This is a genomic window from Fusibacter sp. QWL-12, assembly GCF_058683495.1.
In genome coordinates, this window is sequence record NZ_CM178745.1 from 2,928,525 (window position 1) to 2,950,963 (window position 22,439).

Consider the following 22,439-nt stretch of genomic DNA (forward strand, 5'->3'; position numbering starts at 1 on the left):
TAAAAAAAACTTGGACAACTGAGAATGATAATAAATTAAATGAGGTGAAACGCATGGCAGAATTAACTAAAAAAGAAAACCGCCAGGAATATATTCGAGCAAAGACAGCAAAAAAAGTTACTCTAGTAGGGTTTGTAGTCAATGTGATCCTAACAATTTTTAAAATTTTCGCTGGGATACAAGGCAAAAGTGCTGCAATGCTTGCAGATGGAATTCATTCTTTATCGGATTTCTTTACGGATATCGTTGTACTCGTCGGATTTAAGTTTACCGAAAAGCCTGAAGACGACGATCATAATTATGGACATGGCAAATATGAAACATTAGCAACTGTAATCATTGGAATTGCACTATTTTTGGTAGGATATAAGATATTTTCTTCTGGTGTTGGTAACATTTATGCAGTTTTATTTAAAAGTGTTAGTCTACCAAAACCAACTGCAATTGCACTAATAGCGGCTTTTTTTTCGATCCTATCAAAAGAACTTTTATTTAGATATACGAAAGCAGTTGGTGAAAAAATTAATTCAAGTGCAGTTATTGCCAATGGTTGGCATCATCGTTCTGATGCGTTTTCATCTATAGGTACGTTAGTCGGTATAGGTGGTGCAATGCTTCTTGGACACAGGTGGACGATTCTAGATCCAGTGGCATCTGTTTTGGTTAGCTTTTTCATCTTTAAAGTAGCTTTTGAGATATTAATGCCTGCCATAAAAGAGTTAACCGAAGTCTCACTGTGTGAAAGTGAGTTAAAATACATTGAAGATACCATTAATAATTGCGAACAGATTATGAATTATCACCATCTTAGGACTAGAAAAATTGGAAACAGGGTAGCCATTGAAGTTCATCTGATGTTCGATAAAGGGATGACTTTGTATGAAGCACATGAACATGCAACCGAAATTGAGCGTGAAATTAAAGCGCATTTCGGTGCTCAAAGCATTATTACGACGCATCTTGAACCCAATTGAATACAATAAATAAAAAAGAATCATTTTTTTCAAAAAAGGTTTGGTTTTAAAGTTCCATTTAAGGTTCGTATTCTAATATAGTATCAAGGAAGCGCTCAGACAGAGATTACTTGAAATTAACTATAAGGAGATTAGAATATGAAACTAAAAAATTTGAAACCCCAAAATATGAAATTAAAAAATATGTCAGTGATTGGACTGGTGTTAATTCTGATTGTATCGTTGGCGGGCTGTGCAAGTACGACAGCGTCTGCGGATACAGATAATACTGCAAAAGTAACAGAAAGTTTAACAGATACCGTAACGATTAAAGATACTTCAAATGCTTCGAACGATGCTACTTCAGCTTCAAATGTTGATGGAGATACCAATGAAAATGTAGATGAAGTTACATCTGCAACCCAATCAGATGCACCTGCAGGTGGCGGTGATGCACAATTCCAAGGAAAAGGTCAGGTGCCAAATGGTCAGCAACCGAATGGCAACTTAGGCGGAATGCCTGGTGAATCAACCCCTACAACTAATGAATACTCAAGTGATGCGTCTCTTGATACAGGGATTGATGTAACCGATCAATTTTCAAACAGAGATTTAGAGCAAACCGCAGATTTAACTGGCGCAACAACGATTAACTTAACCAGTGGAAAAGATGTTACTATAACTGCAGAAGGCGTTTATTTAGTAAAAGGTAGTGCGACAAACAGTTCTATTATCGTCGCTGCGCCAGAAGATGCTAAAGTTCAAATCGTACTTGATGGTGTAACGATTACCAATGAAACCACTCCAGCCATCTATGTTAAGACTGCCGATAAGGTTTTTGTCACGACAACAAGTGCAACTTCGGTACTAACGGTAAATGGTACATTTACAGCCGATGGCGAAACAAATGTTGATGCTGTGATTTTCTCAAAATCTGATTTGACTTTAAATGGTACTGGCACTTTAAAAGTCGTATCTAAGCAAGGAAATGCAATTACTTCAAAAGATGACTTGAAAGTAACTGGCGGTACCTATAATATAACTGCATTGGGTCATGGTCTTGAAGCAAATGATTCAATTAGAATCTACGACGGTAACTTTACAATGAACGTTCAAAAAGATGCTGTACACAGTGAAAACGATGAAGATAGCACTAAAGGATATATTTATATTAAAGATGGCAATTTTGAGATTACAGCTGCTGATGATGCAATTCACAGCAATACGATCGTACAAATCGATGGTGGAACAATTAATATAAAAACTGCTTCTGAGGGCATTGAAGCAACCTTTGTACAAATCAATGGCGGAAATATTACCATTTATGCAACGGACGATGGCATCAACGCAGCCAATAAAAGTGATAATGAGGTTAGAATCGAAGTAAATGGTGGTACAATTTCCGTAACCATGGGCAGTGGTGATACAGATGGATTTGACTCAAATGGTGATCTTTACATCAATGGTGGCAATATTACAGTCACTGCAAATTCATCATTTGATGTAGATGGAACGAGACAACTCAACAGTGGAACTGTCATCGTCAATGGACAACAAGTAACTGAAATTACAGTTCAACAAATGGGTGGCGGAAAAAGACATTAATGAGCATGAAATATTTCAAAGGCGATCTCTCATAAATCTGAGGAATCGCCTTTTTTATATTGAAATTATTTGATAAAATAGAAGTATACGAAACAATTGCATACGATTGCAAATGGGTTGAAAGGATTTTTTAATGGGACAAGTGAATTTTCAAAATGATCGATTAATTGAAATCATCAATATACAAACTGAAATTGCCCAACTGGGTTCTGATCTTACGAGTATTATGAATCTGGTTACGAAACGTGCGGGTCAATTAACCGTTTCAGCAGGCGCTTCTATTGAGTTGATCCAAGCGGATGAGCTTGTTTATAGTGCTGTTTCAGGTGGCGCTGAGTCCTTTCTTGGACTTAGAATTCCCATTGGTAATAGCTTGTCTGGACAATGTATCACACAAAAGATACCTTTGATTAGCAATGATATTGAATTAGATGAACGCGTTAATAAAGAGGCTTGTCGTAAAATTGGGATTCGTTCAATGATTGTGTTACCACTTATATTTAGAGCGTCAGTAGTTGGAATTTTAAAAGTGTTTTCAGATCAGCCTGATCATTATAAAGAGGACGACTCAAAAACACTTGAACTGATGACAGGGTTAATCGCTGCAGCGATGTATACTGCGATGCAGACTGAAGACAATGCGTTGTTTTATAAAGCGACACACGACAGTTTAACTGGAATTGCAAATCGATCCTTATTTTATGATCGGCTGCGTCAAAAATTAGCACAAGCTTTGCGACTTCATGAAACCTTTAGCATCATTTCTCTTGATATGGATGGTCTTAAAATGATTAATGATACTTATGGACATCGTTTTGGTGATGCCGCATTAACGGAGCTTGCAGGTCGCGTATCAAAGGTGCTTAGAGATACAGACACGTGGGCAAGACTTGGTGGTGATGAGTTTGGAATTATTGTTTCTTCCGTAAACGAGGCAAATGATGTCAAACAATTGATAAAAAGAATCGATGAAGTCCTATGCAAAACATTTGAATATGACAACATAGCGATTCCTTTAAAAGCAAGCATTGGGTATGCTTTATTTAGCCAAGATGGTATTGAGCTAGAAATGTTGATTGAGAAAGCAGACCAAGCCATGTATGCATCAAAGAGGGCAAAAAAGCAAACTAAGAAAAGTTAAAGACGGCGAGAGTCGTCTTTTTTTACATAGATTTTACATGAGGATTGACAGTGATATATTGAATACAGATCATAACCGTGGTATACTCATATCGATATTTATCGATTTGAGGAGGTGTATTTTGAGTCATGTAGAAGTAGCTAAAGTTTTTAAAGCATTTTGTGATGTCAATCGTCTTCAGATAATAGAGAGTTTACAGCATGGCGAGAAATGTGCCTGCAATTTGCTAGAAGAACTTCAGATCGTTCAGTCAACTTTGTCACACCATATGAAAATTTTAATTGAAAGTCAAATGGTCATTCAAAGAAAGAATGGTAAATGGACGTATTATCAGTTATCAGATCACGGATTTGAGAAAGCTCAAAAACTGCTAAGTGATTTACAGTCTAAGGCAGCAGATTATTCGCCGAGCTGTCAGTGTGAGTAAGTGTGGAAAAGTGTAAATAAGAACAGACTTTAACTAGAAATAATTTATCTATACAAAACTAGAGATAAAAGAATGTAATAAAACTAAATAAAAGGGGATAATTATGAAAAACAATTCGAATAAGATCGATATGAAATTTTTCGAAAAATACCTTAGTGTATGGGTACTTCTTTGTATGGTTCTAGGTGTATTTATTAGCATCTATATACCTGTAATACCAGATGTGTTAAGTCAATTTGAGTATGAGAATGTCTCTATACCAATAGCACTTTTACTTTGGCTGATGATTTATCCAATGATGCTAAAGGTTGACTTTGTTTCAGTAAAAAACGTAAGAAAGAATCCAAGAGGCTTATATGTGACATGGATTACAAACTGGTTGATTAAGCCATTTTCCATGTATCTAATCGCTTCATTTTTCTTTATGACGGTATTTAAAGCATGGCTACCAAATGATTTGGCGAAGGATTACCTTGCAGGTGCAATCCTCCTAGGTGCTGCACCTTGTACGGCGATGGTTTTTGTATGGAGCCATCTGACTAAAGGCGATCCAGCCTATACAGTGGTTCAGGTTGCGACTAACGATCTGATTCTATTAGTGGCATTTACACCTATTGTTGCTTTTTTACTTGGGCTTAGTGGTATCACAATCCCTTGGGGAACCTTACTTTTATCAGTATTACTTTTCGTTGTCATTCCATTGGCACTCGGTGTGATTACAAGACATACTGTCGTTAAATCAAAAGGAAAGGCTTACTTTGAGAATGAGTTTTTAAAGAAATTTGACCATGTTACGATCGCTGGACTATTATTAACTTTGGTACTCATCTTCTCGTTTCAAGGAAGAACGATCATCGATAATCCAGTTCATATCGTACTTATCGCAATTCCATTAATTTTGCAGACGTTTTTAATCTTTGCCATCGCTTATGGCGCAAGCTATCTATTAAAATTACCACACTGTATCAGCGCACCTGCTGGGATGATTGGTGCTTCCAACTTCTTTGAGCTAGCAGTTGCAGTAGCCATCGCATTATTTGGTGCTGATAGTCCAGTTGCACTTGCGACAATCGTTGGCGTTTTAGTTGAAGTACCGGTGATGTTACTATTAGTTAGTTTTGCAAATAAAACAAAAGAAAAGTTCATCTAATTGATGATCATTATAAGGAGAAAGAATTATGGAAAGAAAACCAAAAGTCGCATTTGTATGCGTCCACAATTCATGTAGAAGTCAAATGGCAGAAGCGCTTGGCAAGCACTTCGCTGGAGATGTATTTGAAAGCTATTCAGCTGGAACTGAAAGAAGACCACAGATCAATCAAGATGCAGTTCGACTCATAAAAAAATATTATGACATCGATATGGAAGCGACACAATCTTCAAAATTATTGAATGAAATTCCCGAAGCGGATATTTTGATTAAAATGGGCTGTAACGTTATTTGTCCAGTTTTACCAAATCAACATGAAGAGGATTGGGGATTAGACGATCCAAGTGGCAAAAGCGATGAAGAGTTTAAGATCATCATCGACAAAATCGATGAAAATGTAAAAAATCTAGCGAAGCGCATCCAATCAGGAGAAATCAAAATCCAATAAACAATTATTATGATAGAATATAAATGCACTGTACTTGAAAGTAAATAAAAAAGGTCAATATGGAGCTTTTATGAAAATCATAGAACATGCAAAATCATATGCAAAAAAAATCAAGCGAGAGCTTCCTGTTTTATATCTGGCGATGAAGCATAAAGACACGCCTTGGTATGCTAAGCTTTTAGCACTAATCACAGTAGGATATGCACTGTCGCCCATCGACCTAATTCCGGATTTCATCCCCATATTAGGCTATTTGGATGACATTATATTAATCCCATTGATGATGACTTTAACGATCAAGTTGATTCCTAATGCCGTCATCGAATCGTGTAGAGTAGAGGCCGTTGAGATATGGGCTGAGGGCAAACCTAAGAAATGGCGATACGCTATCCCCATCGTTTTGATATGGACAGTGGTTATCGTTTCTATAGTAACCCGTCTATTGAAATGAAGAACATTAAGTGATAGAATATAAGAATCGAAATCCGATATCGGGAATCGATTCTTATTTTTTTTAAGCCACAATGAAATACAATATCGTTAGTGGTCATATCAAATAGCTGAAATGAGACATTAATCGGTATACTATATAAAATAAAAATATGACATATATAAGTGTATGAGGCGTATAATACTTAATGAGGCATTTGATAAATTTACATGAATAAGGAGACTAAAATGATCTTGCACAATGAAATCAAGAAGGATCATCAAATCATTAAATTTTGCTTTTATGGCTTTTTTAAAAATCTTAAGTTCTTTGAACCCTACTTAATTATCTATTTGATAGGACTTGGACTATCTCTATTTCAAATTGGGATATTGTATGCCATAAGAGAAGCGGCAACTTATGCGCTTGAGATCCCCAGTGGCATTTTCGCAGATCATTATGGTAAAAAGAAAGAGCTCTTGCTTTGCTTTACTTTTTATATCGCATCCTTCATCGCATTGTTTATCGGTCAAAGTTTTATATTAATTGCACTTGGCATGCTGTTATATGGACTGGGTGAAGCCTTCCGATCAGGCACACACAAGGGCATGATACTCAGCTATCTAGAACAAAAGGGCTGGTATAGTGAAAAGGGGTTTGTCTATGCGAGAACGCGATCGTTCTCACTCCTCGGCTCATCTCTTTCAGGTTTTTTATCAATTTTATTCGTTTTGAATTTACCATCCATGAGGTGGATATTTTTGATGAGTACGATTCCTTATCTTTTTGACTTTTTTCTGATTTTAAGCTATCCAGAATCCTTGGATGAAGCAACTCAAAAGCATTTTAAATTTAAAGAGTTTTGGCAAACCAGCTTAAAACAGCTTAAGGCGATTCTTAAAAAGCGCAGATTGCTGGGGATTGTCATCAGTGCGTCTTCCTATGATGCCATTTTCAAGACCATTAAAGACTATATTCAGCCCATCATGGGCAGTTTACTAGTGGCTTCGTCAATATCGATCATTTCTGATTTTACTGTGGATCAGCAACTGAAAATCAGCTTAGGGATTTTATATGGACTATTTTATATACTCAGTTCAATCGTTTCTAGAAATAGCTATCGTCTCACTAAGAAGTCCAGTGCAGAAACGGTATTTAACAAACTCTATGAGCTTATGGGCGTCGGACTGCTTTTACTTGGCGTCGCGCTTAGACAAAATATGCTGATCGCTTCGATACTCGTGTTCTTAAGTCTTTATTTGATGATGGACGCAAGACGACCGATCTTCGTAGATGTTTCCAGTGATTACATGACCAAAGAGGAACGCGTTACGACACTTTCCATAGAAAGTCAGTTTAAATCACTATTTATGATCGTATTTGGGCCCGTTTTTGGGTTTATAGCAGACACCTGGCAGATTAGCACCTTGTTCTTAACGCTTGGGGTACTGGTTTTAGTCTTTGGCGCACTTTTGAAACGTTTCAATAGCGACAAAGTTGCCAACGCCGAGTGATGTAATGGTGGTGAGGAGTTTAATGGTAATGCTGTTCATATAAGTAACGCAATAGCTTTGCACGTACGCATCCGAAAGATTTAGAGCTTTAAAAATCCTTTTGAGGGCGGTTCGCATATCTCGGGTTAGCGCTTCATAGGTGGTATCGCGGTATCGGTGATGAAAAGTATCGATGTCTTCAGCAGTAAGAGCGAGCATGGGAATCCGAGAGGGATAGAGCATGCTTTCAATAAGTGCATGCTGGATGGCCGGCTCAAACAGGTTGAAGATGACGTCGATATCGTCTGCTGAAACAAAGCGATACAAACGCTTTAGAGCATCAAGTTCAAATTTTTGGAGAAAAACGTGCTCCGCTGTTAAGTGGCGAATGTAAACGTTGATAAACTCAGTTCCCAGAAGCTGTGTCGCAGGGAGTGCAGTGGGATAATCTGCCGTAATGATTTGGTCGTGAGCGAAAAAATTCGGCCGATAGTGTTTGAAAAAGCCTTGAATGGCATCGCGAACAGTCTCGTTGTAGGTGCGATTGTCTACTAATAAGAGCTGGGGCAGTAGCGCCTTGTAACGCAATCGAGATTTATATAGTAATTCTTTTAGGGTTAAGCGCCCCAAATCTAAAAGTGCTCGGGCATCTTGATATTGCTCGGGTGCTTTTTTATAAGCTTTGGAACGTAGTGCGAGATCGAGTGTGAATTTAAGTGAGGTCAGTAAGTCCTTTGTCTTATCCGTAGATAAGGTGAAGCCTTCATCTCCTAGGTACTCCTCGAGATATGTCTGTGAAAGTAGTGTGACGTAGTGCTTGAGAAGGGGATTTGACGTAGAGTTAAGGTCGTTTGATTTTTTTATGCTAGCGTTTTGGTAGTTTAGTGCTTGGTCGCTCAGATTTTGATTACTCAGATTTTGGTCGCTCTGATTTTGATCGTTTTGATTTTGATGATATGGATGATTCATAATTGACTCCTTTTAATAAAGATCTGTTTCAAAATCTTCTTGAATCGGTCTTAAAGGTAGCGTTTCATCTAAAAAATCTTGAAGTTCATCTAGAGTAGGGGCTCTACCAAGATCGTAGGATAGGTTAACCAGCTGCGGCATACAAGTTCCCTCTAGATAGGACATAGCGCCTTCACATCTCTCTTCGAAGAGGTAAAACATCAGCTCGATCAAGGGGGCATCTTCAATTAAGCCTTCTAAGTCACTTTTATAGTAATGATAGATATTGAGTAGGTCAAACCAGTCTTCATCCGATTCGAAGTAGGCGGATTCAGAGAAGATGAGTAGTAATGAAGGGATAAATTGATCCTTAATCATGATGCGTTTGTGGTGAATTAAAGCGTCTTGATTGCTTTCACGAATGGCTAATACGCTGGATTTGATTTCGCTGATGGATTTGTTTTTGAAGTACGGTGTGGCAGCTAAAGCGCTATATAGCTCTGATTCTGTGAGAGCTGTCGTTGTTTGGAAGTTTCGCATAGCTGGAAACGATGATGATGACATAATACCTCCTTATAAAAAACACTTGACATTTTACTTAAAGTGTGAAATAATATATTTGTATAAAACTATTTAATTTTAACCATTGCCATCTAAATAGAATATCACATTTAATTGAGTGCGTCAACTTACTGGAAAATCTGAGGAATTATATCCGATGATTTATTTTTTTGCCACAATCTCACTTGTGGTAAGATATAATGAATCGAGGACAGAAATTTTTTTTATACCATTATGGAGGCGACTGTGGGAATAACGATTTTAGAAACGATGAAACTGGATATTTGCAAAAGCTTTAGATTGATTTCTGGAATCAATGGCCTTGAAAACCCAGTGGATAAAGTCGGGATATTGGATTGGGAGTTTTTTAAAAGGGAAAAAGGCCAGTTTGTGCATGGTGAATTTGTTTTGACCAGTTTACTATTTGCCAAGGATCACCCTGAGTACATCTATGATGCGGTTAAGGATTTGATAGAAGACGGTGCCAGTGGACTTGCGATTAAAAACATCTACTATGATGCCATGCCTGCAGAAGTGGTTGAGATGTCAAACGATCATAAATTTCCAATCTTTATCTTTGATAACAGTGCTTATTTTGAAGATATCATCACTGAGGTGAATGACTGCATCCGTATTCAGTCGGATTCTGAACTCATAGAAGCAAAGCTCTCGCTTATGATTGAAAAGGCATTAGATCCAAGAACGGTAAAAGAAATATCCAGTGAGATCAATCCTTTTTTTGAGGAAGATTTAGAGTTTCTTTATTTGAGTTCAGAAAGCTATGTCAGTGAAGGGAATTTAAAAAAATGGCAGCAGAAATTTAAAGCTGAAAAATGGCTACCCAAGCAATACAGTTTACTTAAATACAGACAAGGCCTGTTTCTAATAGGCAATAACCTCGATGCGGTACTTGAGACCGTTGTATTACGTCTTGGTAAGGCTTATGAAGGTCGAATCGTAGGCAAAAGCGATGGGAACCAAGCCTTTAATATTGGATTGAAGCAGGCGTATTACAGTTATCGATATGCTATAATGACTGAACAAAATGAGGTACATTTTAAACAGCTTGGTCTTTTTCAGTTTATATTGCCACATCAAAACGATTACTGGCTAAATTGGTTCAGTGATCACACTTTAGCGCCGCTCATACAACATGACGAGAAATATCAGTCAGAGCTAATGACAACAGCTGTCACCTATATCGACAAGGGCGGAGACTTAAAGCAAACTGCTGAGGCTTTATTTCTGCATATCAACACAGTGCGCTATAGAATGAGTAAGATTGCTGAGCTGATAGGGGATGCACTTTCTGAATACGATTTATATGCCACTCTCCTTATGGCGATTAAGAGTCGAGGGTGATTGTAAATATTACAAAACATTTGATTAATGATTGTAAAAATGACAATGACAAACCACCTTCGAGTTGATAGAATAAATTTAGAAATTTATTATGAGGTGAATTATGCATAAACGCGCATTTGCAAACGCTGCATTACTATTAACTGCTGCTATTTGGGGGCTGGGTTTCGTCGCACAACGCGTAGGCGCTCAATATGTCGGCGCATTTACATTTAACGGAATTAGATTTGGATTAGGCGCACTTTCTCTTTTACCACTGATCTACTTCATGGATAAAAAAGACTCCGAAAAAAGAGTTAAGACAGGCGAGGTGAAAGCGGTTGGTACGTTTAAAACCAATATCTTGCCAGGTATTTTGGTAGGACTTGTACTCTATATAGCGGCGACATTACAACAAGTGGGATTAACTTACACCACTGCAGGAAAAGGCGGCTTTATCACAGGCCTTTACATGGTGTTTGTACCACTACTTGGACTATTATTAAAACACAAAATCTCAAAAAACTCATGGGCAGGTGTGGTCATCGCAGTTGTGGGTCTTTATCTCCTTAGCGTCAATGAAGATTTTACCATCGCTTATGGTGACTTGTTGGTACTCATCGGTGCCATCTTCTGGGCAATCCATATCTTAACCATCGATCGTTTCGCACAAAGAATGAATCCACTTAAGCTCTCAAGTCTTCAATTTGCAACCTGTTCAATACTGAGCTTAGGAACTGCTTTAGCGACAGAAACGGTTACTATGGCTGGACTTCAAGGTTCATTGATTCCAATCCTATACGGTGGTCTTTTATCAGTTGGGGTTGCCTATACGCTTCAGGTGGTTGCACAAAAGCATGCAAAACCGTCACATGCAGCGATTATCCTCAGTATGGAATCGGTGTTTGGTGCAATTGGCGGTGCGCTATTGCTAGGTGAGAGCATGAACCTAAGAGGTTTAATCGGTTGTGGGTTGATCCTTGCCGGTATTTTAGTCTCTCAAATGACATTTGGTAAAAAGCCTGTTCCTGTTTCGGTTACAGAGTAATAGTGATAGAGCCTAAAACAAGTAAATCATAATAATCAAATTCAATGATACAATCATAAATGGTCCTATATGGATTTGTTTTTAGACCCAATCTTCTTTTGATTCAGAATTAACATTCTAGATTAAGACGATTGGGTTTTTATATTTCACTTTTTTAATGTTTAAAGATAGGTTTTTACTGGTATAATTCAATTGAGAAATATTATCAATAAAATGTTCGAAACGCAAAGTTAAATTATTAACGAAGGAGAAAACTATGAAAACCCAACGCATTCATGAAGGAATTGATCAATTAACAATCGATGTAAAAGATATACTCTTTGAAGGTCTTTGGGAAATGCCAAATGGTGTCACACTGAATTCTTATATCGTACATGGCGATGATATCGCAATTATAGATGGCGTCTGTGGCTGGGATGGCGTCCCAGAAACACTGTTTCAGTTATTTGATTCCCTTAATTTAGATGTAAAAAAGGTCAAGTATTTGATTCTCAACCACTTAGAGCCAGACCATTCGGGATGGATCGAGCCTTTTAAGAAGATTCACTCTGATTTTGAAGTCGTATGTACCGACAAGGGAGCAGAGCTTTATCGCTCCTATTATGGTGATAACGAAACCATTCATGTGGTGAAGGACGGCTCTGAACTCAATCTTGGGAATGGGAAAAAATTGAACTTTATCACCATCCCTCATGTCCATTGGCCAGATGCGATGCTCACCTATGAGGTTAACAGTCAGACGGTGTTTAGCTGTGATGCGTTTGGTATGTTTGGCACATATGAAAAATCCAATGCTTCGGAGTATACGGTAGATGAGCTAAAAAGCTTTACTCGTGATATTGATCGCTATTATTCCAACATCATCGGTGCTTTTTCACCCTTTGTACTAAAGGCGATAGAAAAATGTGATGGGATTGAGATCAGTAGAATTGCGCCTGGTCATGGGCTGCTCTGGGATACGCAGATCGACTGGATTATAGAAAAGTACCGTTCTTTGGCGAATTGTCAAAAGGGTGGCGAACAGAAGATCACACTATTATGGGGCAGTATGTACGGTATGACAGAAGCCGCTGTGAAAGTGGCTGAGTCAGTACTTAAAGCTTCTGGTATAACCTATGAAGTGCATCGAGTACCTGATTCTAGCTGGGGAGAGGTTTTAACCTCTGTTTGGACTTCTAAGGGTGTAATTCTTGCGATGCCAACCTACGAATACAAGATGTTTCCACCTATGGCAGCAGTTTTAGAAGAAATCGGTAGAAAAAAAGCACATTGTAGGTTGGGCTTTAGATTTGGTTCATTCGGTTGGTCCGGAGGGGCACAGAAAGAACTCGATGAAATTTTAGAGAAATATAGAATGAATTGGACCTTTATTGAGCCACATGAGTTTAAAGGTCGAGCAACCGATGAGAGTCTGGAAATCGTCAAACAGCAAACGCTTGAGTTGATTGAACTGGTTAAGCAGTGTGAATCAGCAAACTAAATAAGTATCATAAAGCAGTTTCTAAATACTGTGTAAAATAAAAAAATTATGGGTATATAACCATCAAATAAATTTAGGTGGTTAGTGATGTATGAGTAGGCAAAATTCAAATGGACAAAAACTTAAGAGAATCAGTCGGCGTTCTAAGCTCGTTTTTCTTGTAGTTGTCACATTGATGATGTCTACTCTTTTTGCGTTTGTCTTTAAGACCGACCGAATTTATGCGCATCTTTTTTATCTGCCCATTGCTTTATCAGCCTTGTGGCAGTTACAAACCACCACGATCCTCGGTATCGTCTTTGGCATCTATCATATCCTTCTTGAGTGGCTAATCGTAGGTGAAATTGAATTAACCGTCATTCTACGTGCTGGGATGTTGGTCTTGATTGCTTTATTAATGCAGGTATTATGTGAAAGAGAGATTCTGTATCAGAAGGAGATTGAAAAACTCTCCCAAGAAAGTTCACACGATGCGTTGACAGGCGTTTATAACCGACGAAAGCTCGATCATGTGTTCCAAGGTCATTTGGGCTTTCCAGTGTGTCTGTTTATTGCAGATATTGATGGACTCAAGCGTGTTAACGATCGATTGGGACATGCAGCAGGAGATATTCAAATTAAAGAAACTGCAGACGTCCTACATAAAAGTTTGAGAGCCTATGATGTACTCGCACGTGTGGGCGGCGATGAGTTTTGTGCCATCGCACAAGAGTGCGACGAACAAGGTGCTTTAGAAATTTTACTTAGAGTTGAAAGTCAACTTGAAAAGCTCAATCAAACCCTTGAACCGCAAGAATGGCTGTCGATTTCCATCGGTTACGAGCTTTGTCAATCGAGAGATAACCTTAAAGAGGCTTATCGAATTGCTGATCAAAAGATGTATGAAAACAAAAAGAGAAAGTACGAGGTGTTAAATGAAACTGACGAAAGAACTCTATGAAAAAAGGCTGGAACACTTACAAGTCGAACTTGTGAAGCTACAAGAATGGGTGGTTTATAAAGGCTTGAGAGTGGTCGTTCTGTTTGAGGGGAGAGATGCGGCTGGTAAAGGCGGTGCAATTAAGCGCATCACTGAAAGCCTAAACCCTAGAACCTGTCGAGTCGTTGCTCTACCAAAGCCTACAGAAAAAGAGCAAACACAGTGGTATTTTCAAAGATACGTCTCACATCTGCCAAGTGCCGGTGAAATTGTCCTATTTGATAGAAGCTGGTATAATCGTGCAGGCGTTGAACGCGTTATGGGATTTTGCTCCGATGAAGAGTACTGGGAGTTTCTTAAATCCGTTCCAGAGTTTGAAGATATGTTAATCCGTTCTGGAATTATCTTGATTAAGTATTGGTTTTCTGTTTCTGATGAGGAACAGGAACAAAGATTCCAAGACCGCATCGACGACGTAACCAAACAATGGAAACTCAGTGATATGGATCTTGAAGCGCGTTCAAAATGGGTTGAGTATTCAAAGGCAAAGGATGTGATGTTCCAGTACACGGATACTGAAACCTCACCTTGGTATGTAATTGATTCAGACATAAAGCGAAATGCGAGAATCAACTGTATCTCACATTTGCTCGCCATGATCCCTTATGAGCCACTTAAACATAAGAAAATCGAACTACCAAAACGACAAGAAAATGCCGGCTATGTCCGTCCGCCTATGGATACGATGAAGTTTGTCCCCGACTATGCGAGCGAGTATGCAAAAAAGCATAAAAAGGATTAATTGACTTTTAGGTCAAGTCATAGCATACTTATGAAGGCTCATTCAGAGCCAAATGAATGCTCACGTTGAGCCAAATGATTGTTCATGCTGAGCCAAATGAATGGTAGGAGATTCTTATGTCATTTTATAAATTAGGACTTTCATATATGCTAGTGACACGCCTTGAAGAGATGGGCATTATCGACCCAACACCGATACAAGCCATGTGTATCCCTGAAGTGTTAAAGGGAAAAGATGTGTTAGGTGAGGCTCAGACGGGTACGGGGAAAACCTTGGCATTTTTACTGCCGATTTTTGAAAGGATTAACCTTGAGGATTCGAGAACACAAGCCCTTGTCATTGCACCCACGAGAGAATTGGCTTTGCAGATTGCTTCGGTGGCAAAGCAGTTAACACAGGCTTACCCAGTTAAACTTCTAGCGGCTTATGGTGGCCAAGATATCATGGCTCAGCTTCACAAATACGGCGGTGAAGCACAGCTGGTAATCGGTACCCCCGGTCGTATTTTAGATTACTTAAGAAGAGAAAAACTGAATTTTAGTACCCTAGATACGTTAGTTGTAGATGAAGCCGATCAACTCTTTCAAATTGGTTTTAGAGAAGAGCTCTACGCGATAATCGATCAAACCAATCCTGAAAGACAGACGCTCTGTTTTTCAGCGACGCTATCTCAAAGTGTGGATCGCTTTGCAGAAAAAGCTTTGAATAATCCTGTAGCGATGACTGCTCCAAGAAAACAAATCACACTGGATGCCATCGATCAATACGTGGTACTTACCTCTAACCGTAGAAAATACCATGACTTTAAGCAGATTTTTAAACAGAATTATCCGCAAAAAGCAGTTATCTTCTGTCGCTCAAGAATCGGCGTGGAAACGCTGACTAAGGAGATGCTACAGGATGGTTTTGATGTAGATGCCCTTCATGGCGGACTAACACAAGCCAAACGTGAAGCGGTGATGCAGCTTTTTAGAGATAATAAACTTAGCTATTTGGTTGCTACAGACGTGGCTGCAAGAGGCCTTGACATTGAGGGCGTCAGCCATGTGTTTAATTATAATTTACCCGATGAGCCTGAAAATTACGTCCACCGTATCGGTCGTAGTGGGCGCGCTGGACAGATAGGCGTCGCCTATACCTTCTTGACTGGAAAGGATGAAAAAAGGCTCCAAGCAATTGAAGCCTTTATCGGTCAGTCAATCAAACAGATTCACTTGGGAAACTGATACTCTGAGCAGATAATTTCATGGTATTTTAAGGGGCGATAGGCTCTTAATATCTTCAGTGCTCTCAGTGTATTAAAACGCCCTCCACGTCCTTCTTCAAGAGGAAAGTGGACCTTTCCAGAATATTGTGTTCCCTTTGAAACATAGCCCTTTTCTATTGCTTTTTCGATGAGATCAAGTGACTCATCCATGATGCTAGAATAGGGTCTTTTCATGTCTACAAAGTACTCTAATGCGCGAGGCATATCGTAGTACCAGCGAGGTGGATAGTGAAACTGGGTAAAACGTGGATGGATGGCTTCGCCCGTACTTTCACGGCGGAAAAAGCGCTTTTTAAGAATGAATGCTTCACCGTCCTGTAGACATTTTTCGATACGGTCACGCTTGTAGGGATAGCAATTTTTTAGCACCTCTGCAAAGCCCTCAAGCACTGAGAGTGTCGTGTGGAGTGAACTTTTTTTCGATCCACCCCTTTTAGGGTGATAGCGGCAGTTCCATCCACCGTCAGGCTGTTGATTCTCTATGATAAAGTCGATCATTTCAAGCAGTCGAGGGTCTTTTGAGTGACCGTATGCAGAAAGCCCGACGAGCATGCCGATGATACACATGTCCACTTTAAGTGGGTCATCAGCCACCCATTCATAATCGATGACGTGAGAGAGCCCCTCGTGGTAATAAGAATGATCAGGATCGATGGCCATGTATTTTAGTTCCATCAAGGTATAGTGTGTGGAGATCCATTTCGGACCGTAGACACCGCCTCCCCAGAGCCGAGTTGAAGGGTCGTATAGATCGATATAACGCTGAATATACCCATGCGTTTCAGATAGCACAGGCTCGTTTTCCAAATGCCGTTTGGTAAGTGTTTCAATGACTGGATCTCCTTCTTTTAGCCAAGCAAGTACTTTCATAAGACCTCCTTATTGTCATTCCCCAATTTCTATTTGTAGCTTATAATAAAGGTTTTGTTCACCTTACTATCTTTTACGCACGGATATTATGTATGATTTTATTATGATACCCAATATAAAAAAATATTGACATGAAAAACGGTAGGTGCTAAGATAGGAAAAACCGAATAACAAGATACTCTTATCCAGAGTGGCGGAGGGACAGGCCCTATGATGCCCGGCAACCAGCGAAAGCATGGTGCTAATTCCTGCAGGTAAAAACCTGAGAGATGAGAGAGGACGAATCCGCATGTTTTGACCTCTTTCTAGGAAAGAGGTCTTTTTTATTTAGCCACAATCTTGCTTGTGGGAAAATCTAAAGACGCTATGTCTGAGGACTTTTAGTTTGATATTAGATCAGCCGAGGATAGGCTTAAAAAAGGAGAAAGACATGAGTGAAAAACATTTGAGATTCGAGACATTACAAGTACATGGTGGTCAAGTTGCAGACCCTACAACTGGTTCAAGAGCGGTCCCAATTTATCAAACCACTTCATACGTCTTTAACGACGTTCAGCATGCTGCAGACCTTTTTGCTTTAAAGGCGGAAGGCAATATTTATACGAGAATTATGAATCCGACAACAGACGTTCTTGAAAAACGCATTGCGCTTTTAGAGGGCGGTATCGGCGCACTTGCAGTAGCATCTGGCTCTGCAGCGATTTCCTATGCGATTCAAAACATCGCTGAGGTGGGCGATGAAGTGGTGGCGGCTACGACACTTTACGGCGGTACTTACAACTTATTGAAGGTGACGCTACCTAAGTTTGGGATTAAGACGAACTTCGTAACCCCTGATCCTGAAAATCCAAACTCTGTGGATGCATTTGAAAAAGCGATTACTGAAAAAACCAAAGCGATTTTAGTAGAGGCAATCGGCAATCCGGAGATCAACATCCTCAATATTGAGAAATTAGCAAAAGTGGCACACACACATGGCATACCGCTCATCGTGGATAACACCTTTGCAACCCCATATTTGTTTAGACCCTTTGAGCACGGAGCAGATATCGTAGTTCACTCTGCGACGAAGTTTATCGGTGGCCATGGTAACTCTATCGGTGGCCTCATCGTCGATTCAGGCAACTTTGATTGGGCAGCTTCGGGCAAATTCTCTGGATTAACAGAGCCAGATGAAAGCTACCATGGTATCAGGTATGCACAGGACGTCGGTGCAGCAGCCTACATCACGAAAGCACGCGTACAACTGCTCAGAGATACAGGTGCTTGCCTCAGTCCATTTAATGCATTCTTGCTTTTACAAGGCTTAGAGACACTTTCGCTAAGAGTAGAGAGACACGTATCAAACGCTACTAAAATCGCTAAGTTTTTAGAAAATCACGAAGCGGTAAGCTGGGTCAAATACCCTGCACTTGAAAGCTCGCCATACTTTGATCTGGCGACGAAATTCTTCCCAAAAGGCTGCGGCTCAATCTTTACCTTCGGTATAAAAGGTGGCACAGAGGCAGGAAAAAAATTCATTGAAGCTTTAGAAATCTTTTCGTTACTAGCAAACGTAGCCGATGCTAAATCACTGGTGATTCACCCGGCGAGTACCACGCACTCACAGTTAGGCGAAGCAGAGCTCTTTAAGGCAGGCGTCACACCAGATTTAATCCGTATCTCTATCGGTATAGAAAATGGCGATGATCTTATCGCTGACCTTTCTCAGGCACTTGAAGCCTCACAATTATAAACCGAAACGAAGTCAGTATAGATCTGCTTAGTGAAAGGAGCAAATAGATGCCAATTATTATCCCAAACGACCTACCAGCTGCTGTCCAGTTAGCATCGGAAAATATCTTTACCATGACTGAGTTTCGTGCGATTCATCAGGACATAAGACCGCTTCGCATCGGCATACTCAATCTTATGCCGACGAAGGAAGTGACCGAAACCCAGCTCCTTAGAGTTTTGGGTAACTCGCCACTTCAAACTGAAATCGTCTTGATTCAGCTTGACGGTCACGTGCCACAAAACACGACAAAAGAATATCTTAAAAGGTTTTACGTCCCATTTTCAAAGGTCAAGCATCTGAATTTTGATGGACTTGTCATCACAGGTGCACCAGTGGAGAACCTCACATTTGAAGAGGTGAGCTACTGGAACGAGCTTGAGGAGATCTTAGACTGGTCAAGACACCACGGCTTCGCCACTTTCCATATCTGCTGGGGCGCACAAGCTGCTCTTTACAAGCACTACGGCATTCCTAAATATCCACTGAACGCCAAATGCTTTGGCGTCTTTGAACACAAATGTGTGCAAAAACACGTCAAACTGTTAAGGGGCTTTGATGATACGTTTAACATCCCACAGTCCAGACACACAGAGGTGAAGCTCACAGATATAGAAAGCGTTTCAAACCTTGAGGTGATTGCGTATTCTGAAGAGTCTGGTGTCGGCTTGATCGTATCGAAGGATGGACGAGAAGTGTACGCCACTGGTCACTCTGAGTACGATGCGGAAACACTTGGGCTTGAATACTTTAGAGACTTAGATAAGGGACTGCCGATTACGGCACCGAAGTACTACTTTGTAGACAATCAGCCTGCGAAAGGGGTCAGCGTTTCATGGCGTTCACATGCACATCTGCTGTTTTCCAATTGGCTGAACTATTATGTGTATCAGGAAACACCGTTTGAACAACTTGAATAATTAAGTATTTAAATTAAAAACACCATCTGATCATTCAATATAGTTGATCAGATGGTGTTTTTTTAGGGACAAACAAAGATCATTAACGGCGATGATCTTTAGAAAATAACATCATTCCTACATGCATTAGTGGACACATTAGAAGCAATAACCATCTATACGCACCACCTGTTACCCCCAAAACTGGGAGTAAAAAAATAAGTACAATTGGGATTAAACAACATAATAACATCATTAGCATGTGCTTACTGTGGTTACTACCGTGTGATGATGATTCAGAAGAGTGGCAATCACTTTGATTTTTTTTAACTTCTAGATTCTTAGAATTGTCATTTTCCATATTGGTTACTCCTTCTAATAATAAATATTTTATAATTTGGTATTTCAATAAAAGCTTAAATCAACTGTGTCATTTCACACAGTTACTGTTGCATATAGTAATTATATTTAAACTATCTTCTTTTTAATGAAAGACCAGATACAATTATTGAGTTTGTAAAAATATTCTTTTGTAGGCTAAAAGCTAATGTAGATATAATAATCGCTTTTTTAGACATAAATATGGTAATACCGTTGGATTGATAAATATCATATGTGTTTATATCTTTTGGTTTGCCTAATTCAATTTCAGCGATTTCAAAAGTTGGACAGCAGCCACCGCCAGATGTTGTAATATTGACTGCAAAACTATCATTTTTTTTCTTTTGAAGATAATTGATTACAGCCTCCTCAATGTTAATGTTGATATTCATTTTAATTTCCTCCTTTGTTATTTATTGATACCTTAACTATAAATTATGCAAAAACGATGCCAATTATTTTGTTGATTAAATATAGTCATATTAAAACAATAAATATTGTTGACATGTCATAATTCTGTCATAATGATATTATATTCTTTGTAAAGAAAATAATGCGGAGGCTTTTATGTTAAGAAAATTAAAAATAAGCTATAAATTGATTCTTATTTCTGCTGTATCAATGATTATAATGATTGTTATGAGTTTTTTGAACCTATTCCAATTGAATGAAGTCAACCAAAATTCAATTGTCATGTATGAGGATAATTTGATGCATATTAGAGAAATAGGTGAAATAAAAGAAAATTTTCTTCAAATTCATAGCGATTTAGTTTCACTTGTTAGCATTCACGATTCAACTATTACAAATACTCTTAAAGATGAAATAGACCATCTGAGTGAGAAAAATATGATGCTAATTAATGAGTTTGATAAAATGACCATGCAAAATGAAGAAGGAACTTTGATTAAAGAATTTTCATCTAACCATGAGGCTTACATGATGATTCGGGATGAGTTATTAAGTGCAATAAATCAAAATAATACAAACAAAATAGATGAACTAATTATTAAAGCTAATGCGGCGCGTGGCGTTACATTTGAAAGTATTAACAAGCTAATTGATTTGAACATGGGTGAAGCAGAGGACGCAAGCCAAAAGAATGCAGAAATATATAAGCAAGCGGTTGGAATTACTTTATTGCTTTCTTTTTTGGGAATTACAATATCACTGATTTTAGGTATCTTAATTTCTAAAAGTATTTTAAAGCAATTAAGCCATATATTAAAATTTGCCAATACATTTAGTGTTGGAGATTTAAGTCAGGAAATTATAATCGAGTCAAATGATGAAATCGGAAAACTCTCTCTTGCATTAAATAAAGCAAGAGAGAATACTATTGAGTTGATTAAAACGCTCATGTCAACTTCTGAAAACATGAATAACATGAGTATAGCATCTAAAGAACTTAACAATTCCTTATTTTTACAATTGAACAGCATTAAGGAAGCCACAAAAGGAATTTCAGTCGGTGCTGTTGAACTAAGTGCAACTACGCAAGAAATAAATGCTACTGTTGAAGAAATAAACGCGAACACAAATGATCTATCATATAAAGCTAGCGAAGGTGATCAAGAATCTGTAAACATCCAGATGAGAGCAAAAAAGATTAAAGAGAATAGTGAGAAAGCGATCATACAGTCCAAAGCAGTTTTTGAAGATAAGAAAAAAGTCATCTTAGAAGCTATTGAAATTGGAAAAGTAGTTGAAGAAATTGGTATAATGGCTGACTCAATTGCTGCAATTGCATCACAAACTAATTTATTAGCTTTAAATGCAGCTATTGAATCTGCTAGAGCTGGAGAAATGGGAAAAGGGTTTGCTGTCGTTGCTGACGAAATTAGAAAATTAGCCGAACAATCTTCTGTTAATGTATCCAGTATTAGAGAGGTAATAACACAAGTAAAAACAGCCTTTTCAAATCTAACTGAAAATTCTACTGGTCTATTAGATTTTATTAATGAAAGTGTGCTTGTTGATTATACAAATTTTTTAGAGACAGCAATGAAATATCAAGAAGATTCAAATTTCATTATGAATATGTCTAAAGAAATATCTACTGGGAGTCAGTTTATATTAAATGCAATTGAACAAACGAGTAACTCTTTGGAAATAGTTTCTACCACAACACAAATTTCAGCTTTGAATTCTGAGTCGATTTTAAGCAATTTAGAAACTGCAGCTGACGCATTTAACAGTGTGCTAGAAATGTCTAATGCTCAATTGAGATTATCCGAAGAGATTTATAACAGTATTCAAAAATTTAAATTTTAATAAATTAAACTTTAATTTAGTTTAATTTAGTTATTATATAAATTGTAAAATATTAATGTACGCATGTGATTTGTTTTCAATTTATTAAGGACAGAGGAGATCAATATTTATAATATAATCTCCTCTTGTTATTTTTAATTACTTGCCAATAGTGGTTCTACGGCATCAATATTATATATAATATTGCTATTGATTATATTTGGATTTGTTTGATATTTTGACATGAAA

22 protein-coding genes and 1 riboswitch are annotated in these 22,439 nt (G+C 38.4%); of the genes, 17 read left to right on the forward strand and 5 right to left on the reverse strand.

Annotation, left to right across the window (positions count from 1 at the left end; all coding sequences use genetic code 11):
- Positions 1 to 53: 53 nt before the first annotated feature.
- The 8 genes from AC4PID_RS14025 (at position 54) to AC4PID_RS14060 (ending at position 7,668) form a co-directional block, all read left to right on the forward strand.
- The gene (locus AC4PID_RS14025; protein ID WP_492132620.1) at positions 54 to 974 is read left to right on the forward strand and encodes a cation diffusion facilitator family transporter; all 921 of its coding nucleotides are present in this window, start codon (positions 54 to 56) and stop codon (positions 972 to 974) included.
- 138 nt (positions 975 to 1,112) lie between these two features.
- Positions 1,113 to 2,558, forward strand: a complete 1,446-nt coding sequence (locus tag AC4PID_RS14030) for a carbohydrate-binding domain-containing protein (RefSeq protein ID WP_492132621.1) — start codon at positions 1,113 to 1,115, stop codon at positions 2,556 to 2,558.
- Positions 2,559 to 2,691: 133 nt separating this feature from the next.
- The gene (locus AC4PID_RS14035; protein ID WP_492132622.1) at positions 2,692 to 3,699 is read left to right on the forward strand and encodes a GAF domain-containing protein; all 1,008 of its coding nucleotides are present in this window, start codon (positions 2,692 to 2,694) and stop codon (positions 3,697 to 3,699) included.
- Between the two features lie 121 nt (positions 3,700 to 3,820).
- On the forward strand, positions 3,821 to 4,126 hold the full coding sequence (locus AC4PID_RS14040; protein ID WP_492132623.1) for an ArsR/SmtB family transcription factor: 306 nt from the start codon (positions 3,821 to 3,823) through the stop codon (positions 4,124 to 4,126).
- A gap of 103 nt (positions 4,127 to 4,229) precedes the next feature.
- Positions 4,230 to 5,276 carry an ACR3 family arsenite efflux transporter gene (gene arsB, locus AC4PID_RS14045; RefSeq protein WP_492132624.1) on the forward strand — a complete coding sequence of 349 codons (1,047 nt, stop codon included), beginning with the start codon at positions 4,230 to 4,232 and terminating at the stop codon, positions 5,274 to 5,276.
- A gap of 28 nt (positions 5,277 to 5,304) precedes the next feature.
- The gene (locus AC4PID_RS14050) at positions 5,305 to 5,724 is read left to right on the forward strand and encodes an arsenate reductase ArsC (protein ID WP_492132625.1); all 420 of its coding nucleotides are present in this window, start codon (positions 5,305 to 5,307) and stop codon (positions 5,722 to 5,724) included.
- Between the two features lie 70 nt (positions 5,725 to 5,794).
- On the forward strand, positions 5,795 to 6,175 hold the full coding sequence (locus AC4PID_RS14055; protein WP_492132626.1) for a YkvA family protein: 381 nt from the start codon (positions 5,795 to 5,797) through the stop codon (positions 6,173 to 6,175).
- 227 nt (positions 6,176 to 6,402) lie between these two features.
- Positions 6,403 to 7,668, forward strand: coding sequence for an MFS transporter (locus tag AC4PID_RS14060; protein ID WP_492132627.1), 1,266 nt, complete (start codon positions 6,403 to 6,405; stop codon positions 7,666 to 7,668).
- On the opposite strand, the gene AC4PID_RS14065 is transcribed toward AC4PID_RS14060, so the two are convergent.
- Positions 7,609 to 8,616, reverse strand: coding sequence for a DUF6179 domain-containing protein (locus AC4PID_RS14065; protein ID WP_492132628.1), 1,008 nt, complete (start codon positions 8,614 to 8,616; stop codon positions 7,609 to 7,611). The two genes, AC4PID_RS14060 and AC4PID_RS14065, sit on opposite strands and share 60 nt — an antisense overlap.
- Positions 8,617 to 8,628: 12 nt before the next feature.
- Complete coding sequence (locus AC4PID_RS14070; RefSeq protein WP_492132629.1) at positions 8,629 to 9,159, reverse strand: DUF6323 family protein; 531 nt, start codon at positions 9,157 to 9,159, stop codon at positions 8,629 to 8,631.
- A 243-nt stretch (positions 9,160 to 9,402) separates the two neighbouring features.
- Here AC4PID_RS14070 and AC4PID_RS14075 point away from each other — a divergent pair, with 243 nt between their 5' ends.
- From AC4PID_RS14075 to AC4PID_RS14100, 6 genes are all read left to right on the forward strand, one after another.
- A complete protein-coding gene (locus AC4PID_RS14075) occupies positions 9,403 to 10,518 on the forward strand; it encodes a PucR family transcriptional regulator (protein WP_492132630.1) in 1,116 nt (371 codons plus the stop codon).
- Between the two features lie 103 nt (positions 10,519 to 10,621).
- Positions 10,622 to 11,545 (forward strand): DMT family transporter, encoded by a 924-nt coding sequence (locus tag AC4PID_RS14080; protein ID WP_492132631.1) that lies wholly within the window; start codon positions 10,622 to 10,624, stop codon positions 11,543 to 11,545.
- Positions 11,546 to 11,801: 256 nt separating this feature from the next.
- The gene (locus AC4PID_RS14085; RefSeq protein WP_492132632.1) at positions 11,802 to 13,025 is read left to right on the forward strand and encodes an FprA family A-type flavoprotein; all 1,224 of its coding nucleotides are present in this window, start codon (positions 11,802 to 11,804) and stop codon (positions 13,023 to 13,025) included.
- Positions 13,026 to 13,116: 91 nt separating this feature from the next.
- Positions 13,117 to 13,965, forward strand: coding sequence for a GGDEF domain-containing protein (locus AC4PID_RS14090; protein WP_492132633.1), 849 nt, complete (start codon positions 13,117 to 13,119; stop codon positions 13,963 to 13,965).
- Positions 13,940 to 14,746, forward strand: a complete 807-nt coding sequence (ppk2, locus tag AC4PID_RS14095; protein ID WP_492132634.1) for a polyphosphate kinase 2 — start codon at positions 13,940 to 13,942, stop codon at positions 14,744 to 14,746. Before AC4PID_RS14090 ends, ppk2 begins: the two co-directional genes overlap by 26 nt.
- A 116-nt stretch (positions 14,747 to 14,862) precedes the next feature.
- Positions 14,863 to 15,972, forward strand: a complete 1,110-nt coding sequence (locus AC4PID_RS14100) for a DEAD/DEAH box helicase (RefSeq protein ID WP_492132635.1) — start codon at positions 14,863 to 14,865, stop codon at positions 15,970 to 15,972.
- Here AC4PID_RS14100 and AC4PID_RS14105 read toward each other — a convergent pair.
- Positions 15,957 to 16,883, reverse strand: coding sequence for a hypothetical protein (locus AC4PID_RS14105; RefSeq protein WP_492132636.1), 927 nt, complete (start codon positions 16,881 to 16,883; stop codon positions 15,957 to 15,959). The two genes, AC4PID_RS14100 and AC4PID_RS14105, sit on opposite strands and share 16 nt — an antisense overlap.
- A 178-nt stretch (positions 16,884 to 17,061) precedes the next feature.
- Positions 17,062 to 17,159, forward strand: a riboswitch (SAM riboswitch).
- 154 nt (positions 17,160 to 17,313) lie between these two features.
- On the opposite strand from AC4PID_RS14105, the gene AC4PID_RS14110 reads away from it, so the two are divergent.
- On the forward strand, positions 17,314 to 18,618 hold the full coding sequence (locus tag AC4PID_RS14110) for an O-acetylhomoserine aminocarboxypropyltransferase/cysteine synthase family protein (protein WP_492132637.1): 1,305 nt from the start codon (positions 17,314 to 17,316) through the stop codon (positions 18,616 to 18,618).
- Positions 18,619 to 18,665: 47 nt separating this feature from the next.
- Entirely contained in the window at positions 18,666 to 19,577 is a 912-nt protein-coding gene (locus AC4PID_RS14115) for a homoserine O-succinyltransferase (RefSeq protein ID WP_492132638.1), read from the forward strand.
- 82 nt (positions 19,578 to 19,659) lie between these two features.
- Here AC4PID_RS14115 and AC4PID_RS14120 read toward each other — a convergent pair whose 3' ends face one another.
- Together AC4PID_RS14120 and AC4PID_RS14125 are read right to left on the reverse strand one after the other, a co-directional pair.
- Positions 19,660 to 19,917, reverse strand: coding sequence for a hypothetical protein (locus AC4PID_RS14120; protein ID WP_492132639.1), 258 nt, complete (start codon positions 19,915 to 19,917; stop codon positions 19,660 to 19,662).
- A 112-nt stretch (positions 19,918 to 20,029) separates the two neighbouring features.
- The gene (locus AC4PID_RS14125; protein WP_492132640.1) at positions 20,030 to 20,329 is read right to left on the reverse strand and encodes a CC/Se motif family (seleno)protein; all 300 of its coding nucleotides are present in this window, start codon (positions 20,327 to 20,329) and stop codon (positions 20,030 to 20,032) included.
- Between the two features lie 175 nt (positions 20,330 to 20,504).
- Here AC4PID_RS14125 and AC4PID_RS14130 point away from each other — a divergent pair, with 175 nt between their 5' ends.
- Positions 20,505 to 22,211: a methyl-accepting chemotaxis protein gene (locus AC4PID_RS14130; RefSeq protein WP_492132641.1), complete on the forward strand. Its 1,707-nt coding sequence runs from the start codon at positions 20,505 to 20,507 to the stop codon at positions 22,209 to 22,211.
- Positions 22,212 to 22,439: the final 228 nt, after the last annotated feature.

Bases quoted from the DNA above. Each gene is read 5' to 3' on its own strand.
- AC4PID_RS14025 (WP_492132620.1), top strand. From the start codon at position 54: ATGGCAGAATTAACTAAAAAAGAAAACCGCCAGGAATATATTCGAGCA.
- AC4PID_RS14030 (WP_492132621.1), top strand. From the start codon at position 1,113: ATGAAACTAAAAAATTTGAAACCCCAAAATATGAAATTAAAAAATATG.
- AC4PID_RS14035 (WP_492132622.1), top strand. From the start codon at position 2,692: ATGGGACAAGTGAATTTTCAAAATGATCGATTAATTGAAATCATCAAT.
- arsB (WP_492132624.1), top strand. From the start codon at position 4,230: ATGAAAAACAATTCGAATAAGATCGATATGAAATTTTTCGAAAAATAC.
- AC4PID_RS14050 (WP_492132625.1), top strand. From the start codon at position 5,305: ATGGAAAGAAAACCAAAAGTCGCATTTGTATGCGTCCACAATTCATGT.
- AC4PID_RS14055 (WP_492132626.1), top strand. From the start codon at position 5,795: ATGAAAATCATAGAACATGCAAAATCATATGCAAAAAAAATCAAGCGA.
- AC4PID_RS14060 (WP_492132627.1), top strand. From the start codon at position 6,403: ATGATCTTGCACAATGAAATCAAGAAGGATCATCAAATCATTAAATTT.
- AC4PID_RS14065 (WP_492132628.1), bottom strand. From the start codon at position 8,616: ATGAATCATCCATATCATCAAAATCAAAACGATCAAAATCAGAGCGAC.
- AC4PID_RS14070 (WP_492132629.1), bottom strand. From the start codon at position 9,159: ATGTCATCATCATCGTTTCCAGCTATGCGAAACTTCCAAACAACGACA.
- AC4PID_RS14080 (WP_492132631.1), top strand. From the start codon at position 10,622: ATGCATAAACGCGCATTTGCAAACGCTGCATTACTATTAACTGCTGCT.
- AC4PID_RS14085 (WP_492132632.1), top strand. From the start codon at position 11,802: ATGAAAACCCAACGCATTCATGAAGGAATTGATCAATTAACAATCGAT.
- AC4PID_RS14090 (WP_492132633.1), top strand. From the start codon at position 13,117: ATGAGTAGGCAAAATTCAAATGGACAAAAACTTAAGAGAATCAGTCGG.
- ppk2 (WP_492132634.1), top strand. From the start codon at position 13,940: ATGAAACTGACGAAAGAACTCTATGAAAAAAGGCTGGAACACTTACAA.
- AC4PID_RS14100 (WP_492132635.1), top strand. From the start codon at position 14,863: ATGTCATTTTATAAATTAGGACTTTCATATATGCTAGTGACACGCCTT.
- AC4PID_RS14105 (WP_492132636.1), bottom strand. From the start codon at position 16,883: ATGAAAGTACTTGCTTGGCTAAAAGAAGGAGATCCAGTCATTGAAACA.
- AC4PID_RS14110 (WP_492132637.1), top strand. From the start codon at position 17,314: ATGAGTGAAAAACATTTGAGATTCGAGACATTACAAGTACATGGTGGT.
- AC4PID_RS14115 (WP_492132638.1), top strand. From the start codon at position 18,666: ATGCCAATTATTATCCCAAACGACCTACCAGCTGCTGTCCAGTTAGCA.
- AC4PID_RS14120 (WP_492132639.1), bottom strand. From the start codon at position 19,917: ATGGAAAATGACAATTCTAAGAATCTAGAAGTTAAAAAAAATCAAAGT.
- AC4PID_RS14125 (WP_492132640.1), bottom strand. From the start codon at position 20,329: ATGAATATCAACATTAACATTGAGGAGGCTGTAATCAATTATCTTCAA.
- AC4PID_RS14130 (WP_492132641.1), top strand. From the start codon at position 20,505: ATGTTAAGAAAATTAAAAATAAGCTATAAATTGATTCTTATTTCTGCT.